The organism is Paenibacillus sp. SAFN-117 (assembly GCF_051966115.1).
In the GTDB taxonomy this organism is placed as follows: domain Bacteria; phylum Bacillota; class Bacilli; order Paenibacillales; family NBRC-103111; genus Paenibacillus_L; species Paenibacillus_L residui.
The window spans coordinates 43,086-58,845 of sequence record NZ_JBQCLK010000019.1 but is presented as its reverse complement, the minus strand read 5'-3'; the positions used below and the strand labels follow the sequence as shown (position 1 = coordinate 58,845).

General features: G+C 48.4%; 16 protein-coding genes, 1 pseudogene and 1 riboswitch. Of the genes and pseudogenes, 8 read left to right on the top strand and 9 right to left on the bottom strand.

Translation table 11 applies throughout. The annotated features are described in order from the left end of the window. The first annotated feature begins 162 nt into the window (after nucleotides 1-162). The gene (locus ACTHRH_RS13915) at nucleotides 163-3,021 is read left to right on the top strand and encodes a PAS domain S-box protein (protein ID WP_440416059.1); all 2,859 of its coding nucleotides are present in this window, start codon (nucleotides 163-165) and stop codon (nucleotides 3,019-3,021) included. 180 nt (nucleotides 3,022-3,201) lie between these two features. Here the strand turns inward: ACTHRH_RS13915 and ACTHRH_RS13910 are convergent, their stop codons facing one another. Together ACTHRH_RS13910 and ACTHRH_RS13905 are read right to left on the bottom strand one after the other, a co-directional pair. Continuing rightward, the gene (locus tag ACTHRH_RS13910) at nucleotides 3,202-3,552 is read right to left on the bottom strand and encodes a DUF2269 family protein (protein ID WP_440416057.1); all 351 of its coding nucleotides are present in this window, start codon (nucleotides 3,550-3,552) and stop codon (nucleotides 3,202-3,204) included. 155 nt (nucleotides 3,553-3,707) lie between these two features. Then, nucleotides 3,708-3,896: pseudogene (locus ACTHRH_RS13905) on the bottom strand (AraC family transcriptional regulator); the annotation flags it as partial. Between the two features lie 264 nt (nucleotides 3,897-4,160). Then, nucleotides 4,161-4,247: riboswitch (cyclic di-GMP riboswitch) on the top strand. Between ACTHRH_RS13905 and ACTHRH_RS13900 the strand changes: the two are divergent. The 3 genes from ACTHRH_RS13900 (at nucleotide 4,228) to ACTHRH_RS13890 (ending at nucleotide 6,198) form a co-directional block, all read left to right on the top strand. Next, the gene (locus ACTHRH_RS13900) at nucleotides 4,228-5,034 is read left to right on the top strand and encodes an EAL domain-containing protein (RefSeq protein ID WP_379287851.1); all 807 of its coding nucleotides are present in this window, start codon (nucleotides 4,228-4,230) and stop codon (nucleotides 5,032-5,034) included. (Overlaps the previous riboswitch by 20 nt.) A gap of 19 nt (nucleotides 5,035-5,053) precedes the next feature. Then, nucleotides 5,054-5,401: a hypothetical protein gene (locus tag ACTHRH_RS13895; RefSeq protein ID WP_379287886.1), complete on the top strand. Its 348-nt coding sequence runs from the start codon at nucleotides 5,054-5,056 to the stop codon at nucleotides 5,399-5,401. Between the two features lie 2 nt (nucleotides 5,402-5,403). Continuing rightward, nucleotides 5,404-6,198, top strand: a complete 795-nt coding sequence (locus ACTHRH_RS13890) for a GGDEF domain-containing protein (protein ID WP_379287887.1) — start codon at nucleotides 5,404-5,406, stop codon at nucleotides 6,196-6,198. 243 nt (nucleotides 6,199-6,441) lie between these two features. Here ACTHRH_RS13890 and ACTHRH_RS13885 read toward each other — a convergent pair whose 3' ends face one another. Together ACTHRH_RS13885 and ACTHRH_RS13880 are read right to left on the bottom strand one after the other, a co-directional pair. Continuing rightward, nucleotides 6,442-6,654 (bottom strand): hypothetical protein, encoded by a 213-nt coding sequence (locus tag ACTHRH_RS13885; RefSeq protein WP_379287853.1) that lies wholly within the window; start codon nucleotides 6,652-6,654, stop codon nucleotides 6,442-6,444. Further along, entirely contained in the window at nucleotides 6,651-6,854 is a 204-nt protein-coding gene (locus tag ACTHRH_RS13880; RefSeq protein WP_379287855.1) for a helix-turn-helix transcriptional regulator, read from the bottom strand. Before ACTHRH_RS13880 ends, ACTHRH_RS13885 begins: the two co-directional genes overlap by 4 nt. Nucleotides 6,855-7,102: 248 nt before the next feature. Between ACTHRH_RS13880 and ACTHRH_RS13875 the strand changes: the two genes are divergently transcribed. Next, complete coding sequence (locus ACTHRH_RS13875) at nucleotides 7,103-7,651, top strand: class I SAM-dependent methyltransferase (protein WP_150960508.1); 549 nt, start codon at nucleotides 7,103-7,105, stop codon at nucleotides 7,649-7,651. 125 nt (nucleotides 7,652-7,776) lie between these two features. Here ACTHRH_RS13875 and ACTHRH_RS13870 read toward each other — a convergent pair whose 3' ends face one another. From ACTHRH_RS13870 to ACTHRH_RS13860, 3 genes are all read right to left on the bottom strand, one after another. Further along, nucleotides 7,777-8,304, bottom strand: a complete 528-nt coding sequence (locus tag ACTHRH_RS13870) for a GNAT family N-acetyltransferase (RefSeq protein WP_379287857.1) — start codon at nucleotides 8,302-8,304, stop codon at nucleotides 7,777-7,779. Between the two features lie 167 nt (nucleotides 8,305-8,471). Then, nucleotides 8,472-9,035, bottom strand: coding sequence for a delta-aminolevulinic acid dehydratase (locus tag ACTHRH_RS13865; RefSeq protein ID WP_150960507.1), 564 nt, complete (start codon nucleotides 9,033-9,035; stop codon nucleotides 8,472-8,474). Between the two features lie 206 nt (nucleotides 9,036-9,241). Further along, nucleotides 9,242-10,120 (bottom strand): phosphotransferase family protein, encoded by an 879-nt coding sequence (locus ACTHRH_RS13860; protein ID WP_379287860.1) that lies wholly within the window; start codon nucleotides 10,118-10,120, stop codon nucleotides 9,242-9,244. A 446-nt stretch (nucleotides 10,121-10,566) separates the two neighbouring features. Here ACTHRH_RS13860 and ACTHRH_RS13855 point away from each other — a divergent pair, with 446 nt between their 5' ends. Both ACTHRH_RS13855 and ACTHRH_RS13850 read left to right on the top strand, forming a co-directional pair. Then, the gene (locus ACTHRH_RS13855) at nucleotides 10,567-10,968 is read left to right on the top strand and encodes a VOC family protein (protein WP_150960505.1); all 402 of its coding nucleotides are present in this window, start codon (nucleotides 10,567-10,569) and stop codon (nucleotides 10,966-10,968) included. 1,094 nt (nucleotides 10,969-12,062) lie between these two features. Beyond that, nucleotides 12,063-13,154 carry an SGNH/GDSL hydrolase family protein gene (locus ACTHRH_RS13850; RefSeq protein WP_440416052.1) on the top strand — a complete coding sequence of 364 codons (1,092 nt, stop codon included), beginning with the start codon at nucleotides 12,063-12,065 and terminating at the stop codon, nucleotides 13,152-13,154. A gap of 85 nt (nucleotides 13,155-13,239) precedes the next feature. Here the strand turns inward: ACTHRH_RS13850 and ACTHRH_RS13845 are convergent, their stop codons facing one another. Next, nucleotides 13,240-13,716 (bottom strand): DinB family protein, encoded by a 477-nt coding sequence (locus tag ACTHRH_RS13845; protein ID WP_144936143.1) that lies wholly within the window; start codon nucleotides 13,714-13,716, stop codon nucleotides 13,240-13,242. A 432-nt stretch (nucleotides 13,717-14,148) separates the two neighbouring features. Between ACTHRH_RS13845 and ACTHRH_RS13840 the strand changes: the two genes are divergently transcribed. Continuing rightward, entirely contained in the window at nucleotides 14,149-14,637 is a 489-nt protein-coding gene (locus ACTHRH_RS13840) for a GNAT family N-acetyltransferase (RefSeq protein WP_379287867.1), read from the top strand. Nucleotides 14,638-14,742: 105 nt separating this feature from the next. On the opposite strand, the gene ACTHRH_RS13835 is transcribed toward ACTHRH_RS13840, so the two are convergent. Continuing rightward, nucleotides 14,743-15,735 (bottom strand): ABC transporter ATP-binding protein, encoded by a 993-nt coding sequence (locus ACTHRH_RS13835; RefSeq protein WP_379287869.1) that lies wholly within the window; start codon nucleotides 15,733-15,735, stop codon nucleotides 14,743-14,745. Nucleotides 15,736-15,760: the final 25 nt, after the last annotated feature.

Genomic DNA, 15,760 nt, shown 5'->3' with positions numbered 1-15,760 from the left:
TAAATGGCCATGCAGGAAAATTATATTTTATGTAGAAATAATAGGATATTTCAAACTGGGCCCATACCAATAACTGTTGTAAGGAAACTACTCCGGATTGTATAGAGCAACTGGTAAATCATAAACGCCGATGGATCACATTATTGCATTAGGGGGAAATTTATGTCGTCCACAAACAGATTCTATACTTTCAGTTATCATGGGGCTTCCAACGATAAGCTATTGATCGAACAGGAATGGGAGAAATTCGTGTCCGGTTGTTCTGCGCCGATTAATGTAAGGCCTTTCATGTTCCATTCCTGGAAACGGTGCCTGGAACAAGGGATCGATCCGCACCTTATCCAAATTCCATATAGCTTGGGGACGGATCAGATCCAGGAGTACGTCACCTCCGATCCGTTATTCCGGATGGTCAAACCACTCTTGATCAAGCTGAAGCAATACGCCGGAAATACCGGTTATCTTGTTACTTTCTCCAATCCTGCCGGGGAAATGGTCTACTGCGACGGGGATTTGTCCCTAAAGCTGAAAGCGGAAGACATTCACTTGTCGCCGGGTGCGAATTGGAGCGAGAGCAGTGCGGGAACGAACGGGATTGGTACTTCTCTGGTTACCGGGCTGCCGTTACAGGTGTTTGCCAGCGAGCATTTCTGCCAGGAAATTCACGAATGGACCTGTTCCGCAGCTCCTATCCGTGATCCCGGTACGGGCAAAATTGCCGGAATCGTCGATTTATCCGGGTTCTGGACGGCCAACGATCCGAGAACTCTGGCAGCCGTAATCCGCACGGCTCGGGAAATCGAGAGCCTGCTTTATAACCAATTGAGAATAGAGCGTTTAAGGCTGGCTCAATATTTTGTGGATTTAACCCATAGGACGACACTGCCTCTTGCGGTTTTGGACCGGGCGGGACGGGTCGTCAAGGCTTCCCCTATTCTGTATGAGAAAGGATGGATTTCCCCTGAACATTCGCTAGAACCTCCCTCTTTCGCCAAAGAATCCTTGTCCTCAACAACAACCTGGGAAATGACGGACAACCTTGAGAATAAGAGGTGGCTCTTCGAGCTTTCGCCCTACTATTACGGGGGAGAAGCCATCGGATCGGTTGTTCATGCCCTTCCGCCGGAGATTAGGGTCAGCCCTTCGTTACCGGACTTCCGTCATTTTCCGACATCCCCGACACTGGAGAATAACAAAGCAGCGAGCGAAGAGCGGACCGCCGCCCAACCAGCCCCCTTCTATCAATCGCTGTTCCGGCATCACCCCGATGCCATCTTCGCTTATGATTTACAAGGCTTTCTCCTTGAAGCCAATCCCGCTGCGGAGAGATTGCTCGGCTATGATGCGAATGAGTTGAGCAGCATAGCGGTCTGTGATCTGGCCTGCCCGGACAGCAAGGAGCTGAAGAGGAAGGCTTTCGCCCAAGCGGCGGGCGGTATGCAGCAAGAATTCGAGGCGGTTTTCCGGCATAAGCAGGGACACAGCATCCATGCCATGGTGAATAGTTTTCCGATCATTATGAATAACGAAATTATCGGCGTCTTCGAAACCGTTCGCGGAATTCAACCGAATCACCAGCAGATGGCCGAGGACTTGAAATTGACCAAAGAACAGCTTGAATTCTATCTAAGCAATACCGAAGATGCGATCCTTGTCGTCGATGCCGATTTTCATATCGTTAAAGCCAACCAAGCCTGTGAACGTATGTTCGGCTGGACGGAGCAAGAGCTGCTTGGCAAAGAGCCCCCGATGGTGCCGGGCCATTTGGAAAGTGAAAACGAAGACATGCGCAACCACATGCTGCGTTCACGGAACGTCATTCCTTACGAAACGGTGAGACAGCGAAAAGACGGCAGCCTGATCCATGTTAACCATTGTGCCGCTCCCCTCTTCGACAGCAAGGGCAGCGCCGCCGCCTATGTGCTTATTTCAAGGGATATTACCGCCCTCCATCAAATGCACGATATGCTGATTGAAAGTGAGAAGCGGCTGCGGACGCTGATCAATTCCATGCCCGACCTCGTCATCTTTAAGGACGATCAAGGGAAATGGCTTGAAGCCAATAATACGGCGATAGCCGCGCTAAATTTGGAGATGATCGATTATCAGGGAATGACGGACAGGGAGCTGGCCTCCTGCAATCCATTTTACCGGGAAACCTTCATTAAATGCTCGCTGTCCGATCGCCGGGTCTGGGACAAAGGCAGCCTCATCCGATTCCAGGAAATCATCCCGCACCCTGGCGGCAGGTCCATGATTTGCGATATTATTAAGGTTCCCATTTATCATGGGGACGGCAGACGCAAAGGATTGATCGTCATCGGACGCGACATCACCGAGCTGAAGCAAACGGAAGAATTGCTGCGCAAAACCGAGAAACTTGCTGTTGTCGGTCAATTGGCGGCGGGAATCGCCCACGAAATCCGCAATCCGCTTACGACGCTTAAAGGCTTCCTAAGCTTGCTGCAATCTGCTACAACCACGACGAACATCTGGTATCTGGAAGTCATGCTGTCCGAAATCGAGCAAATGGAGTCCATTACCGACCAGCTCTTGACTGTAGCCAGGCCGCAAACCATCAGGATGGAAAAGAGAAATTTGGAAGCTTTGATACGGCAGGTTTCTTCATTCTTGTATCCGCTTGCAACGATGCATAATGTACAGATTTCAGTGGAATCGGACTCTAGTGACTTGCTCGTCGAATGCGAAGAAAACCAGCTTAAGCAAGTTTTCATCAATATTATCAAAAATGCGATTGAGGCGATGCCCCAGGGCGGACAAATTGCCATGAAGGTGAGGCGGTCCGGGGATTTCGTTTCGGTTCAAGTGGCGGACTCCGGCTGCGGCATACCGCAGAACAGAATCGCCCGCTTGGGCGAACCATTCTACAGTTTAAAGGAGAAGGGGACCGGCCTCGGGTTAATGATCTGCTACAAAATTATCAAGGAGCATAAAGGAACCCTTCAAATTGACAGTGAAGTAGGCCGGGGAACGACCGTCGAAATTATTTTGCCGCCCTAGGAGTTATAAAAAGTTCAGGTTGCGCGGCTAAGAACGCCCCAAAGTGATTTGCTAACTGGGTTATATATGCACGGGTGAATTCAGGACCCTGGAGACAAATCTTTTCTTCCGTATCTCAACGATATGCCCACTAACTATATACTTTACGTAGGGCATTTACCCTGCTCCACTGCTTTTCATTTACGGTTTTAACGCCATCAATATGATAATGGCAACGACGAGTAGTTTACAAAACCAATCATAAGGAGTCAGTTTACTAGACAAGATTTTATATTGTTGCGGAATCTCTTCACTTTCACAGGTTCTGATCATTTCATGCATAGTTTTCATTTTAGGTCCGATAACCATTTCCGAGTAAAGGCTGAAAACTACGAACAAAGCAATGGATGTGTCGAACCACAACATCTGAAACAGTGACGGGTTGATCCATCCCATCAATAATCCTGTAAGCAATAAAGCGATCCAACCAATAGTGGCCGCCTTATTCAGTTTCTCAACGCCTTGATGTGCATATTTTAATTCAAGTGCCAACCATACAGCGGAAGCTTGCCGATATGACTGGAAAGCTTGATCCTGAGAACGTAAAGTATACGAAAAGCGGCGATATGTGAACCCCTCCCCCAAACCAATTCGTGATAAACTATTAGACTTGAGAAGTTCCTCATATTATATTTTTTAGAATACGACCGAATAAGATTCAAGGCTTTTTCTAGACGCTTTTCCCTCAAATAACCAAATACGGTCGTTCCATATAGTTCTTTAAAACCAATTTTTAATTTGTTGTCGTTAATGCCAATCATACGGGATAATTCGAGCAGCGAGGGGGGATTTGCCATACGCTCCAACATTATATCGCGTGCCTGCTGTATTTTTTGCCTTTCAATGCTGGATAATTTGGGAAGGAAGCTTCGGCTCAACGAGATAGTGCGTCAGAAGTTCTTTTTTCCGATTATAAGTCCATAAAAACAAATCCCTGCCGCCAGGTTTTATAGGCCTTACAAACTATTTTTTCAAACAAAAACGGCAGAATGGTTAAATTTTGAAAAAAGAACACATGTTTTGTAGGAATCTGTCGCTTGATGGCGAATTTGATAATAGGTACAAAGGATTGCTAATGGTCCTTTCGACGGGTATGCTCAGTACGATAATCGCAAACCTCTTGAAAAATTGGGACGCAAAACCTACGGGCCTAAGGATCTGCTTTCTATGGCGGCCGGGTTGCCGAAATGGTCGTTCTATCCGGAAAGGAAATTAGTCATGCCATCCACACAAGCTCTTATCAAACAAGAAGATTTATATCACGAGTTCCAGCCGATCTGCCATCTTCATACCCACAAGACGATTGGCTATGAAGCTTTAATCCGCTGCTCAACGGAACCAAGAATCGATCGGCTGTTCCGGGCCGCTGCAAGACATAATATGCTGTTCACGCTGGACACCCTTTCCATTTATAATGCAATTTCCGCGTGCTTTGCTGATCCAGGGAGGGTGGAATCCGATCAGCACCTGTTCGTGAACGTATTCCCTTCGACCTTATCTTCGGATCGATTTACCAGATTCATATTTAAGCTCATGCAGCGGTACGGAAAGTACGCCCACAATATCGTATTCGAAATTAATGAAGCCATCTCGGAGATGGACGACTGGGACACCGGGCAATTTCTGAGAAACATCCATCTGCTGCGGGATTGCGGCTTCCTGGTTGCGCTCGATGACGTTGGAGAAGGGGCAACCACCTTGAAGAGAATCGTGGAAATCGGCCCCGACTTTATCAAGATGGATCGTTTCTTTGCCAAGCACCTGCTCTTCAGCAAACAGAAGCAAAAATTGTTAAAGTTCTTCGTTGATTTCTGCGGAGACGAATCTAATCTGATTCTGGAAGGAATCGAAGAGATTGAGGATTTGCGGCAATCCTGCAAGCTAGGCGTTCCCTTCGGCCAAGGCTATCTGCTGGCGAAGCCCGGCCCTCTGCCGGGTCGTCCACCGACCTCGTTTCGCTCAATCGAAGATTAAGGGAGTTATGACATTGGACATGAGGACGAATTATTCCAAAAGAGCTATGCTTTCATTGAAATTTTCCGAATTTGAAATGCCTCCGATGCAGGACATGCTCATTATCGGAAAAAGGGCGCCGATTGGTCCGGAAGCCGCACGCCGTATGGCGGAAGCACTGTCTCCCGAACAATTCTCCATCATCGAACTGGAGCACCCCCGAGTGGAAGCCGTTCTGGTGCGTAACTCGCTGTTGCAAATGCTGGAAAAGAAAGTGCTCATCGGCATTATTTTGGAGGAGGTGGAAAACCTGCTCAGCGATTCGATGGTGCTTCGTTCGGAGCTAAAGATCGAGATAGCCGTGCATCGGGAGGTGGATATGAGTTGAAAGTGGCCGATGTGATGACTTCGCCGGTTCACAGCGTTTCGCTTGGAAAGAGCGTATGGTACGCTTCGCAGCTAATGTCCGAACTAAAAATCGGCTCGCTGGTCGTCGTTGAAGCAAGAGAAGTTGTCGGAATCATTACCTCTCGAGACGTCCGGACCGCGCATCCGAACCGGATCGTGGCCGACGCAATGACGCCTAACCCGATCTGCGTCCCGGAGCATGTTTTCGTATGGGATGCGCTTCTGCTGATGGAACAAAACAGGATTGAACGACTGATTGTCCTCCGGCAAGGAGAGCTCGTTGGCATCGTCACACGAGAGTCTCTGACTACCCGGCTGTCCGAATGGTACGATTCGCTAACACAGCTGTATGGTTCCTCCTATATTCATGTGATAGGAGAGGAGCTGCTCGCGAGCGGTCGGTCCTTCCAGCTGCTGTTCATCGATCTGAACCGCTTCGGCGAAGTAAACAAGCGGTTCGGGCATCCGGTCGGTGACGACATGATCCGTGAATTTTCGAACAAGCTGAAGTCGCTGTTCGGACCGGGCGATTACATAAGCCGCTATGCCGGAGACGAATTTGCCATTATTACGCAGAAATCCGATGAAGAAGTGCAGCGAATTATCGATCAGCTCTCCTGCGGTCAATCGGTCGGCAGGGCCAGCGTCTCGGCCGATACCGGCTGGGTGAACGAACGGGTTGTGCCGGAATTCGGACAAATGACCTTCCGCGAGTTGATTTCCAAGGCAAGCATGCTGTCCACGCAAGCGAAGATCGACTATGCGGGCCGGAGGTAACCGCTTGAGCGCCTGCCGCATAGTCTGGCCTTAGTGCATTCGAATGTATCCGATAAGGAAAGCGAAATGCAACCGGGAATGCCTCCTCAGGCTGTCCCGGTTTTTTTTTCGGAGATTGACGCACCGGCTGCTCAAGTTATGCCAATACTGAAATTTTCCTTTGTACGATTCGGCCAGTGCAGACCTTGTAAACATAGTAACAACGGTTGGTCAAATCAACCAATCCCAAGACCCGCTCCTCGATCACTGCATTTTTCTCTTGTAGAAAACCCTCGACCCGAAGAAAACGACATTCCCTCCCAATAAGATGGTAAATTCCCATCCCGTTTTACCTACAGTAAAGAAGTTGGTTAAGGACCAAGCCAATAAGGCCACGGTAAAAAATACGAAAGCATTCCTTGCCGATTTATCGCTCTGGTATCTTTCCATCTCATCCGCCTTACGCAGTAGTTTCATAGGGAGTCCTCCTCGTATATAAATAATTGATCAACCTTTGTTCCGAGATGAATAGCCAATTTAAAAGCAAGGGAAAGTGAAGGATCGTACTTATCGTTTTCGATGGCGTTGATAGTTTGTCTTGTAACTCCACACTTGTTTGCGAGCTCCTCCTGGGATATTCTCATCGTTTTTCTAATATCCCTGATATTATTCTTCAATGTAAGGAATCACCTCGATGAAAATGTAAAAAAGTTTTTACATTGATTATCGTAATACTCTTTAACCAAAATGTCAAATTGTTTATACATTTCTTACAGCTTTCTCCCAAGCTTATGGTACTTTTTCGTTGTAAATACAATATTACCATTGGGCTTTTTTTGAAATTATTGTAGATTTATGATTAGACATATTCTGAAAGGAACTTTCTTAAATGATTACAACAACCATCAAGGGGATAAGTTAAAATTTGAAGACTCGTGCCGGGCTCTTCTCTCCGCGAACGGTGGACAACGGAACTCTGGCCATGCTGTCGGTCATTGAATTTGAAAAAGACGATAAAATATGCGATTTAGGCTGCGGTTATGGAGTTGTGGGCTTATTGGCGGCCAAACTGGTCCGTCCAGAAAATGTAGTTATGGTGGACAACGATGAACAGGCTATCGAAACCGCCAAAGAAAATGCGGCGGCCAATGAGGTTTCCGGTGTACACATTGCCCACAGCGACGGTTTTTCCGGTATCCGGCATAATGACTTTACCAAAATCATTTGCCACCCGCCTTATCATGCCGATTTTGCCGTGCCAAAAATGTTTATCGAAAAAGGATTTAACCGGCTCGCTCTAGAGGGCAGGATGTATATGGTGACCAAGAGAAAAGAGTGGTACAGAAACAAACTGATTTCCATCTTTGGCGGAGTTAAGGTTTGGGAAATCGAAGATTATTTTGTTTTCATGGCCATCAAAAAAAGTGATCGATACTCTAACTCAAAAGGAAATAGGGGACTTCGGAAAATATAGTTGAAATCTGTTATTTACTTGTACCGCGTGATGTAGGCGAGAACCTACGCTGAATTTAATAGGATTGCCAACGGCAACGAAGAGGCTTCCCCCGCTGTTAAACTCCGGGTCGATCTTGATCTTACCTATGATCCGATTTCTATCCAAAATCTTTTGATGACATTGCCATCTTCCTCCGTAAAGCTGAAGTCCGGGATTCCGCCGTTTTTGAGTATCGTTTTCTCGGAAGCTATATTCCCCTCATCACATACGACAAGGGCTTGCTTAATGCCAAGCTCTTTAGCTTTCTCCAGGGCCAGGAACAGTAATACGGTCGCATAACCCTTCCTTCTCTCCGACGGACGAATCCCGTAACCAATGTGGCCGCCGCGATGGAGTAACTTCTCCGTTAAGCCGTGTCTGATATTAACAGCCCCTATCACCTTCTTATTGTCGGACACTAGCCAATAGGTTGAGCTCGGAACCCAATGGTCAGGGGGATTCTCCTGTTTTTCATTCTCAAGCAGAAATTGGAGCATCCCTTCAAAGTCCGATGGATCTCTGCGTATCACCCACGGAACCATAGGTTCGCCGCCAGATTGCCAATCCTTATAAAAATCGAGATATTCATCGCGATATTCCATACTCGGCTTCACCAGACATACGGTCTCCATAGCGATCCCTCCTTTGAGTTGCCATCCCTTTTGGAATCAAACATCGATTCAACCATGTAGCTCGTGAAATTTGCCGCTGCATAACGGCCTCCGCACCCCTTCCCGAACGGAAAAAGAGGGGAACCAACTCCCCTCTTAGTTACACACGCGTGGCTGCATCGGATGTCTCAGTCATCCACAGAGCTTTCATAGATTTGGTACATAGATACTTCTTCATCCATAGCCGAGGCAAGCTCGTAAGCCTCTCTTACGCTCTTCCCGTTCTGAATCATTTCATAGAAAAGCCGCAGCATGAACATAAGAGCCGAACTGCCGTCCGGATAATCATCCGGGCCGATATAGATCCGGCAGCCGCGCTCCAGGAATGCTTCGGCCAATGCCCGGTCACCTAGTGAGCAGCCATTGCCAAAGACGATTTTCCCGTCCAGCTTCGCATAGCGCAGCACCTCTTCCGGACCAAAGTCTCCCCGCGGCTCTCCTTCTTCATAGACGCTCTCACCCAATTCCGGCATGAGAAGCTTGCCTTCATCGCCGTGGAAACTGAGAATAATCATGTCGGTATCCGCATAGAGATCTTCGCCTGATAGTACGGAGATCAAATCATTCGGCCGGCCAATCCAATAAGTAAATACTCTTGCGCCAAAACATTCGAGAGTCGCTCTGATGGCCTGCGTTTCCATATCACTATCCGGTCCGCATACCAACGCAACATTCATTACCGGTTTACTCATTTCCAATCCCTCCATAGTTTAGGTTTATTTTGAATATACAGGCATACTTCTATGGAGGACCGCGGGCGTTGCCGGCAAAGGAAGAAGCATTACGTTAATTTGTTGTCATCATTACAATTTCCTCCTGTTTTGCACTTATCGTTTATATGTACATTAAGATAGAAAAATAGAAAAATCAAATCGTCAGGAGAATTTATCCATATATTTTATAATGTCGAAATACCACTAAACTCCAACCCTTTAAGAACGGAATGGTTTGCAACCAAACTTCTTACCCGCTCCATTATTTTAGGTCCGGCAGGAGCCCCACCGTTTCTACTAAGCAGCATCCATCTAAGACAAGCCAGCGCTTCATAAGCTCCAAGCTCTCCTGGAGGAATCTCAATGATCGTTAGATAAGCGGAACGAAATAGATTCGCATAACGCTCCGAAATGTATATTTTCTGCAGGGTAAGCGCCCAAGCAAAATCATATCTGGGGTCTCCCAATTGCCCGTTCGTCCAATCTATGACGGTGTATCGGCCGTTGTTCTCCAGAATGTTCATCAGGTGAAGATCACCGTGAATAATACGGTCCTGCTTGATTGGGGTTATTTCAACAAGAGCATTTAATGCTTGGCTCAGGTCTGAGTGTTCGCCTACTCCGGAAAAAAAGTAATGGATAAAATCATACCTGGGAAGCTGCAGATTTCCCATCTCTTCCATGCCGATTTGATGTATTCCAGCTAAAATGCCCGCCAAACGGGCCATTATTTTCGCATTCACCTTATGAAGGGGCGTGCCGTCGAAGGAGGTTAACAAAACCTGCTCGCCATCCGGATTTATCCCCCACCCCAGCGGTTCAGACACAGATAGTCCCCGTGCATAAAGAACATTCAGCAGCCGAAATTGAAAACGGACATCCGGCTTGGAGCTCCTGTTCCATATTTTCAGGACATAGCTATCATCATGTGAGTTTATCCTAACGACTTCCGCTTCAAATCCTTGATTCATCGAATGCACGGTTAAGGCATCTTCTTGGGTTAATAGCTCATCCAGCCTTTTGTTCTTCTCCATCCAATCCACGGTACTTAGAGGGGTTCCCAATCACGCTCTTCCTTCCATACAGAGTCTCTTCTTGATTGGCGGTACCTGCAAGCTGCCTTAACATTGCCATTTTTGATCCCGGCGAATTCTCTCATACTTCGAGCGGTTGCGTTCGCTTTTTGAAAAGATCATTCACACAGCTTCAAGACGGTCCTGTGCCCTGCTTGATTGGCTAGAATTATAACATATCCGCCATAAAAAGGAAGACAATTTTATTAGCAGATAGATCATAGCAGTTACAGCTTATATTGAGGCAAAAGGAAAGACTACCTTCAGAAGAATAAAATCGGTTGTTGACTTCCATTCGCAATCCGCTTTTCGATGGCTATCTTTTGAGAATCAACTCAATCATCGAAAACAGCAATCCATAAGAAATACAGGAGTATGAATTATTATAATATTGTTTTTAAGCTAAAGATTTAATCCATTTAGAAAGGTTGTTGAAGATGGCAAAGCTAAAGCCTTATATTCTGTCAGAAGACGCAATTGCCCAGGCCGAGTTTTATACGCAAGTGTTCGGAGGGCGAATCTTGTCCGTGACAACACATGAACAGGCAATGGGAACGCAGAACGAATTCAAGGATAAAGTCATGCATATGTGTTTCTCAATTGCAGGAGACAATTATATCTTTATCGCCGACACGATGGAACCCTTAAAGCAAGGAAACGACATCGCACTAAGCGTGGAGTTCGGTCCGGAAGCCGAAGCCGTTGAAGCATTCACAAAGCTTTCCGAAGGCGGTACAGTCAAATATCCTTTGGAAATGCAGCCTTTCGGCGTGTTTTACGGGGAGGTTGTCGATAAATATCAGGTGACCTGGATGATTACGGCCGGGATGGAAGGCTGATCTGCTATTTACAACGGATGGGCTTCGGAAGGGATGATGCGGAGAGCCGTGGACAGTAGTATCAACATGGCTGTCTGTTCTTGGCGATCATGCCGAGTTGACGACTTATCGTCCGAAGGACCGCGTCTGTGGTAGATGGGGCCTGACACTTATCGTCGAAGGCCCCGTCAACGGCACGGGGGGCCTACTCTTTTCATCCGAAAGACCCCGTGCGACGGCACAGGGGTCTTAGCCTACTTTCATCCGATGATCCCGTGCGACGGCATGGGGGGCTTAGCCTGCTTTCATCCGATGATCCCGTCAACGGCATGGGGGGCTTAGCCTGCTTTCATCCGAAGACCCCGTGCGACGGCACAGGGGTCTTACTCTACTTTCATCCGAAGACCCCGTACGACGGCATGGGGGGGCTTACTCTACTTTCATCCGATGATCCCGTGCGACGGCACGGGGGGCTAACTGTATTTTATACAGGTAATTTCAAGTAAATTGCAGAAAGTGGCTCAACTAAATGGAAAAACTACAGTTAGATTGGATGAATTCAGGAGATATCGCCTAATTTGCCCAAACTAGATGGAGGTTTTCCATTTAGTTTTCGTATTTCGCCCTAGAATGGGAAACTAACTGGATGAAATCCATTTAGTTATCTAGTGGAGATATCGGGAGGATGCGAAGGATCTTCCAGGAAACGGTCGAGGATATCTGGGCTGCTTCCGGGGCAGTCGGAGGCTATCGAGGATGTCTGGGGGGCGTCCGGGATCGTCCAAGAGAGGCTTATCGGGATGTCTGCGGATGTGGTTGACCACCGTCATGCGACGCCATATACCGCGCACTGAGAGTCTCGTGTGGTCCGGAGGCTATCGAGGATGTCTGCGGCATGTGGCTGATCACCGTCATGTGACGCCATACACCGCGCGCTGGAAGTCTCGCGCGATTCGGGGCTGGCAGGGCGCCTTCAGGCGGATTCCTATTACATACTTGTTGACAATTAAAACCATATGAAATATGGTAAAATCGGGTTCATATTAGGATAATATAGTCAAGTTATTTATTCTTGCTAGATTAATACCCGACTGTCCGCCGAAAGGAATGGTATTGTGAATTCGTTGGAAAGATACGACTTCCACATGCGCCCGAATGAACAGTTCGATGGCGCCATTCGCTGGTATTCGCCTTTAGAGGAGCCTTTTCAAGTATCCGGTCTCGCTTGGTTTGCGCAGGAAAGAAAATATCGCCGATTGCCAACTTCACCGGCTCAAGCGATTCCCCAGGCGGTCGATCATTTGGCCAATCATACGGCAGGAGGGCAAATCCGGTTCCAATCGGATTCCTCCTCCCTATCGGTCAGAGTGAAGCTGAGAGGGATAGCCGGCATGGCCCATATGCCTGCAACCGGGCAATGCGGTGTCGATTGTTATGTGAGCGCTCCTGATACCAACGCTCGCTGGAGGTATGTCAATACAACCAGGTATGATCATACTCTCATAGAGTATGAATGTGCCTTGTATACCGGTTGGGAACCGACGATGCGCAATTTGGTGCTGAACCTGCCGCTGTATCAAGGGGTGGAAGAGATCTGGATCGGATTGGATGAGGGAGCCTCGGTGATGGCCCCGCCCGGCTACGCTTCCGGGAAGAAAATCATCATCTATGGAACATCGGTCACTCAAGGCGGCTGCGCTTCGCGTCCTGGCATGGCCTACTCCAATATCTTGAGCCGCAGGATTCCATTGGAATTCATTAATCTCGGTTTCTCGGGTAGCGGCAAGGGGGAACCGGAGCTCGCCGAAATCATATCGCAGATTAACGATCCGGCATGTCTTGTTGTTGATTATGAAGGTAACTGCGTTAGCACCGAACTATTCCGCAAGACCCTTCCGGAATTTATTCGTATTTATAGAGAAGCCCATCCGGTCACACCGATCCTGGTCGTGTCTCGTATCCGTTACGCTCGTGAGGAGCTGACACCGCATTTATATCAAATGAGAATGGAACGCAAACAATTCGAGCAGTCTCTCGTTAACGAGCTGCGGGAGCAAGGGGACTTGAATATTTATTTCTTCGACGGCTCCAAAACATTGGGCGAAGATTTCTTCGAATGTACGGTAGACGGCCAACATCCGACAGATCTTGGTTTTCTGCGAATGGCGGATGCACTCGAGCCGGTTCTGAAAACCCTGCTTTTATAACATCCCGTTACAGCAAACAAGCCGGAAAGCGAATCGCTTCCGGCTTGTTTTAATATACTTGTATAGTAAATTCAAGAATAGTTGCTTATCCCATTTGTTCCTTCGTCGGCCCCATGACTCCCGGCACGGTAAGCCCGGCTTGACGAAGCAGTACAGTCATCTGGCCGCGATGGTGCGTATCATGGGCGATCAGTGTGTGGAGCAGCTTTCCGCGGGCCATTTCCCTACCCATAGCAGACACCGTTTCAGCCAGCATATCGTCCGTCAGCGCGTTTTGGACCCCTTCCTGCACATCCGCGGCCATACGGCGATAGGCCTCGACAATTTCGCTCACCTTGTCAGGCACACCATCCCGCGTCCCTGCAGGCTGTACTTTAACACCGACCAAGCCTGTAAAGAACGCCGGGCTCGTCGCCAAATGCCAACCCAGCCAGCCAAGTGTGCTGTGTCCTTCCACGATAGCCTGTCCAAGCTTGTCGTCGGAAATCGCTTCGATCACCCGTAGCGTGCCCGCCGTCTGTACATTCCAATCTGCAATAAAGTCGTCAATTTTCCGGTACATCTTCGTCACTCCTTTGTTCATAGTACAGAATTTGTAAGTTCCGGGGCTCCCCGCAAAGTATCCGGAATACGCTTCGAAGGCTGACCGTCACTTTGTGGGGTATTACAGGGCTCCCCGCAAAGTACTCGGATTATACTTCGAAGGTTACGTGTCACTTTGTGGGGTATTACAGGGCTCCCCGCAAAGTATCCGGAATACGCTTCGAAGGCTGACCGTCACTTTGCAGGGTTATTTTAAAATTGTTTCCATCTTCATTGTAAGAAAACGGCGGATAGAATGCAAACATATGACCGTAAATTTTCTTTAGGTTTGGCTATGTCAGTAAGCGTGACGGGACAGCCCAATTTCAGCGGCAGGTTTATTTATAATTATTTTTTGCCGGACGTTTAATGAAGGGAACTGATATACTCAATTCAGGATTACAGAAAGCAGGTGTTCAGGCTGGAGCTGAATATTGTAAAAGTGCCGATAGAAGAGAAACCGATACTTAACAATCTAATGCAGCTTTACTTGTACGATTTTTCCGAGTTCATGGATTGCGATGTTGAAGACAATGGTCTATTTGGAGAGTATCCGTATTTAGACGACTATTGGATTAGTGTAGAACACCGTTTTCCTTATTTTATAAAGAGGGACGGAAAGAATGTCGGATTTATATTGGTTCGATATATCGATTCCAGCGACACTCCTCATTTTTCAATGGCCGAGTTTTTCATAATGAAAAAGTATCGGAGATTAGGGCTAGGCAAACATGCTGCCATGAAAGTGTTCGATATGCATAGAGGGCGCTGGGAAGTTACTCAATTGGAAAGGAATATTCCCGCACAGCAATTCTGGAATAGGGTCATCACGGAATATACTTCGGGAAGGTTCAGCAGTCGAATGGAATCAGAGAAATACATACAAGCATTTTTCAACTAACGGAAAATGGGGCCGTACAATTAACGGATAACCTCTCATTTGTTGAGAACCCGACGCCAAGGATTCAGCCCGCACGAAGCGGTTCGTCCGTTCTAGAGCAACAGATTAGTCGGCAGCATCTATTTCTTCAAAATGAAGGCAAGCCACCTGGTGGCCGATTTCGCCCGGAACGGATCGCATCTCGGGAGCCTCGGAACGGCAGCGGTCGCTGGCATACCTGCAGCGGGTATGGAACCGGCAGCCTGACGGAGGATCGATCGGAGAAGGCACGTCCCCCTTCAACAGAATGCGCTCCGCCTTGCGTTCCGGATTCAGAGTCGGAATGGCGGACAACAGAGCGCGGGTATACGGGTGCCGCGGCTGACGGAATAAGGTGGCCGTATCGGCGATTTCAACGATCGTTCCCAGATACATGACAATGATCCGGTCGGAAATATGGCGCACGACCCCCAGATCATGCGAGATGAACAGATAGGTCAGCTTGAATTCCCGCTGCAGCGCCTGCAGCAGATTGAGCACCTGGGCCTGGATGGACACATCCAGGGCGGATACGGCTTCGTCGCAGATGATCAGCTTCGGGTTGACCGACAGCGCCCGGGCGATGCCGATTCGCTGACGCTGTCCCCCGCTGAATTCATGCGGATAACGGTCTGCCTGATGGGAGGAGAGCCCCACGGTTTCCAGCAGCTCGATGGCCCGCTCCCGCCGGCGTTCCTTGGGCACGACATTTTGGATTTCCATCGCCTCCTCCAGCACCTGCACGGCGGTTTTCCTCGGGTTGAGGGAGGCATACGGGTCCTGGAAAATGACCTGGATGTCTTTGCGCTTGCGGTTCATGGCTTTCTTATTGAGCGTAAGCAGATTGACGCCGTCGAACAGAATCTCCCCCGAGGTCGGTTCATCCAGGCGCAGAATGGCGCGTCCGGTCGTCGATTTGCCGCAGCCCGATTCCCCGACGAGGCTAACGGTCTCCCCTTCACGAACGGTGAAGGAGATGTCGTCTACGGCTTTGACATAGTTGAGCGTCCGTCCGAAGATGCCTCCCTTAATCGGGAAATACTGCTTCAGCCGATTTACGGTCAGAAGGGTTTTGCTCATATCGTCACTTTCACCTCCGGCTTCA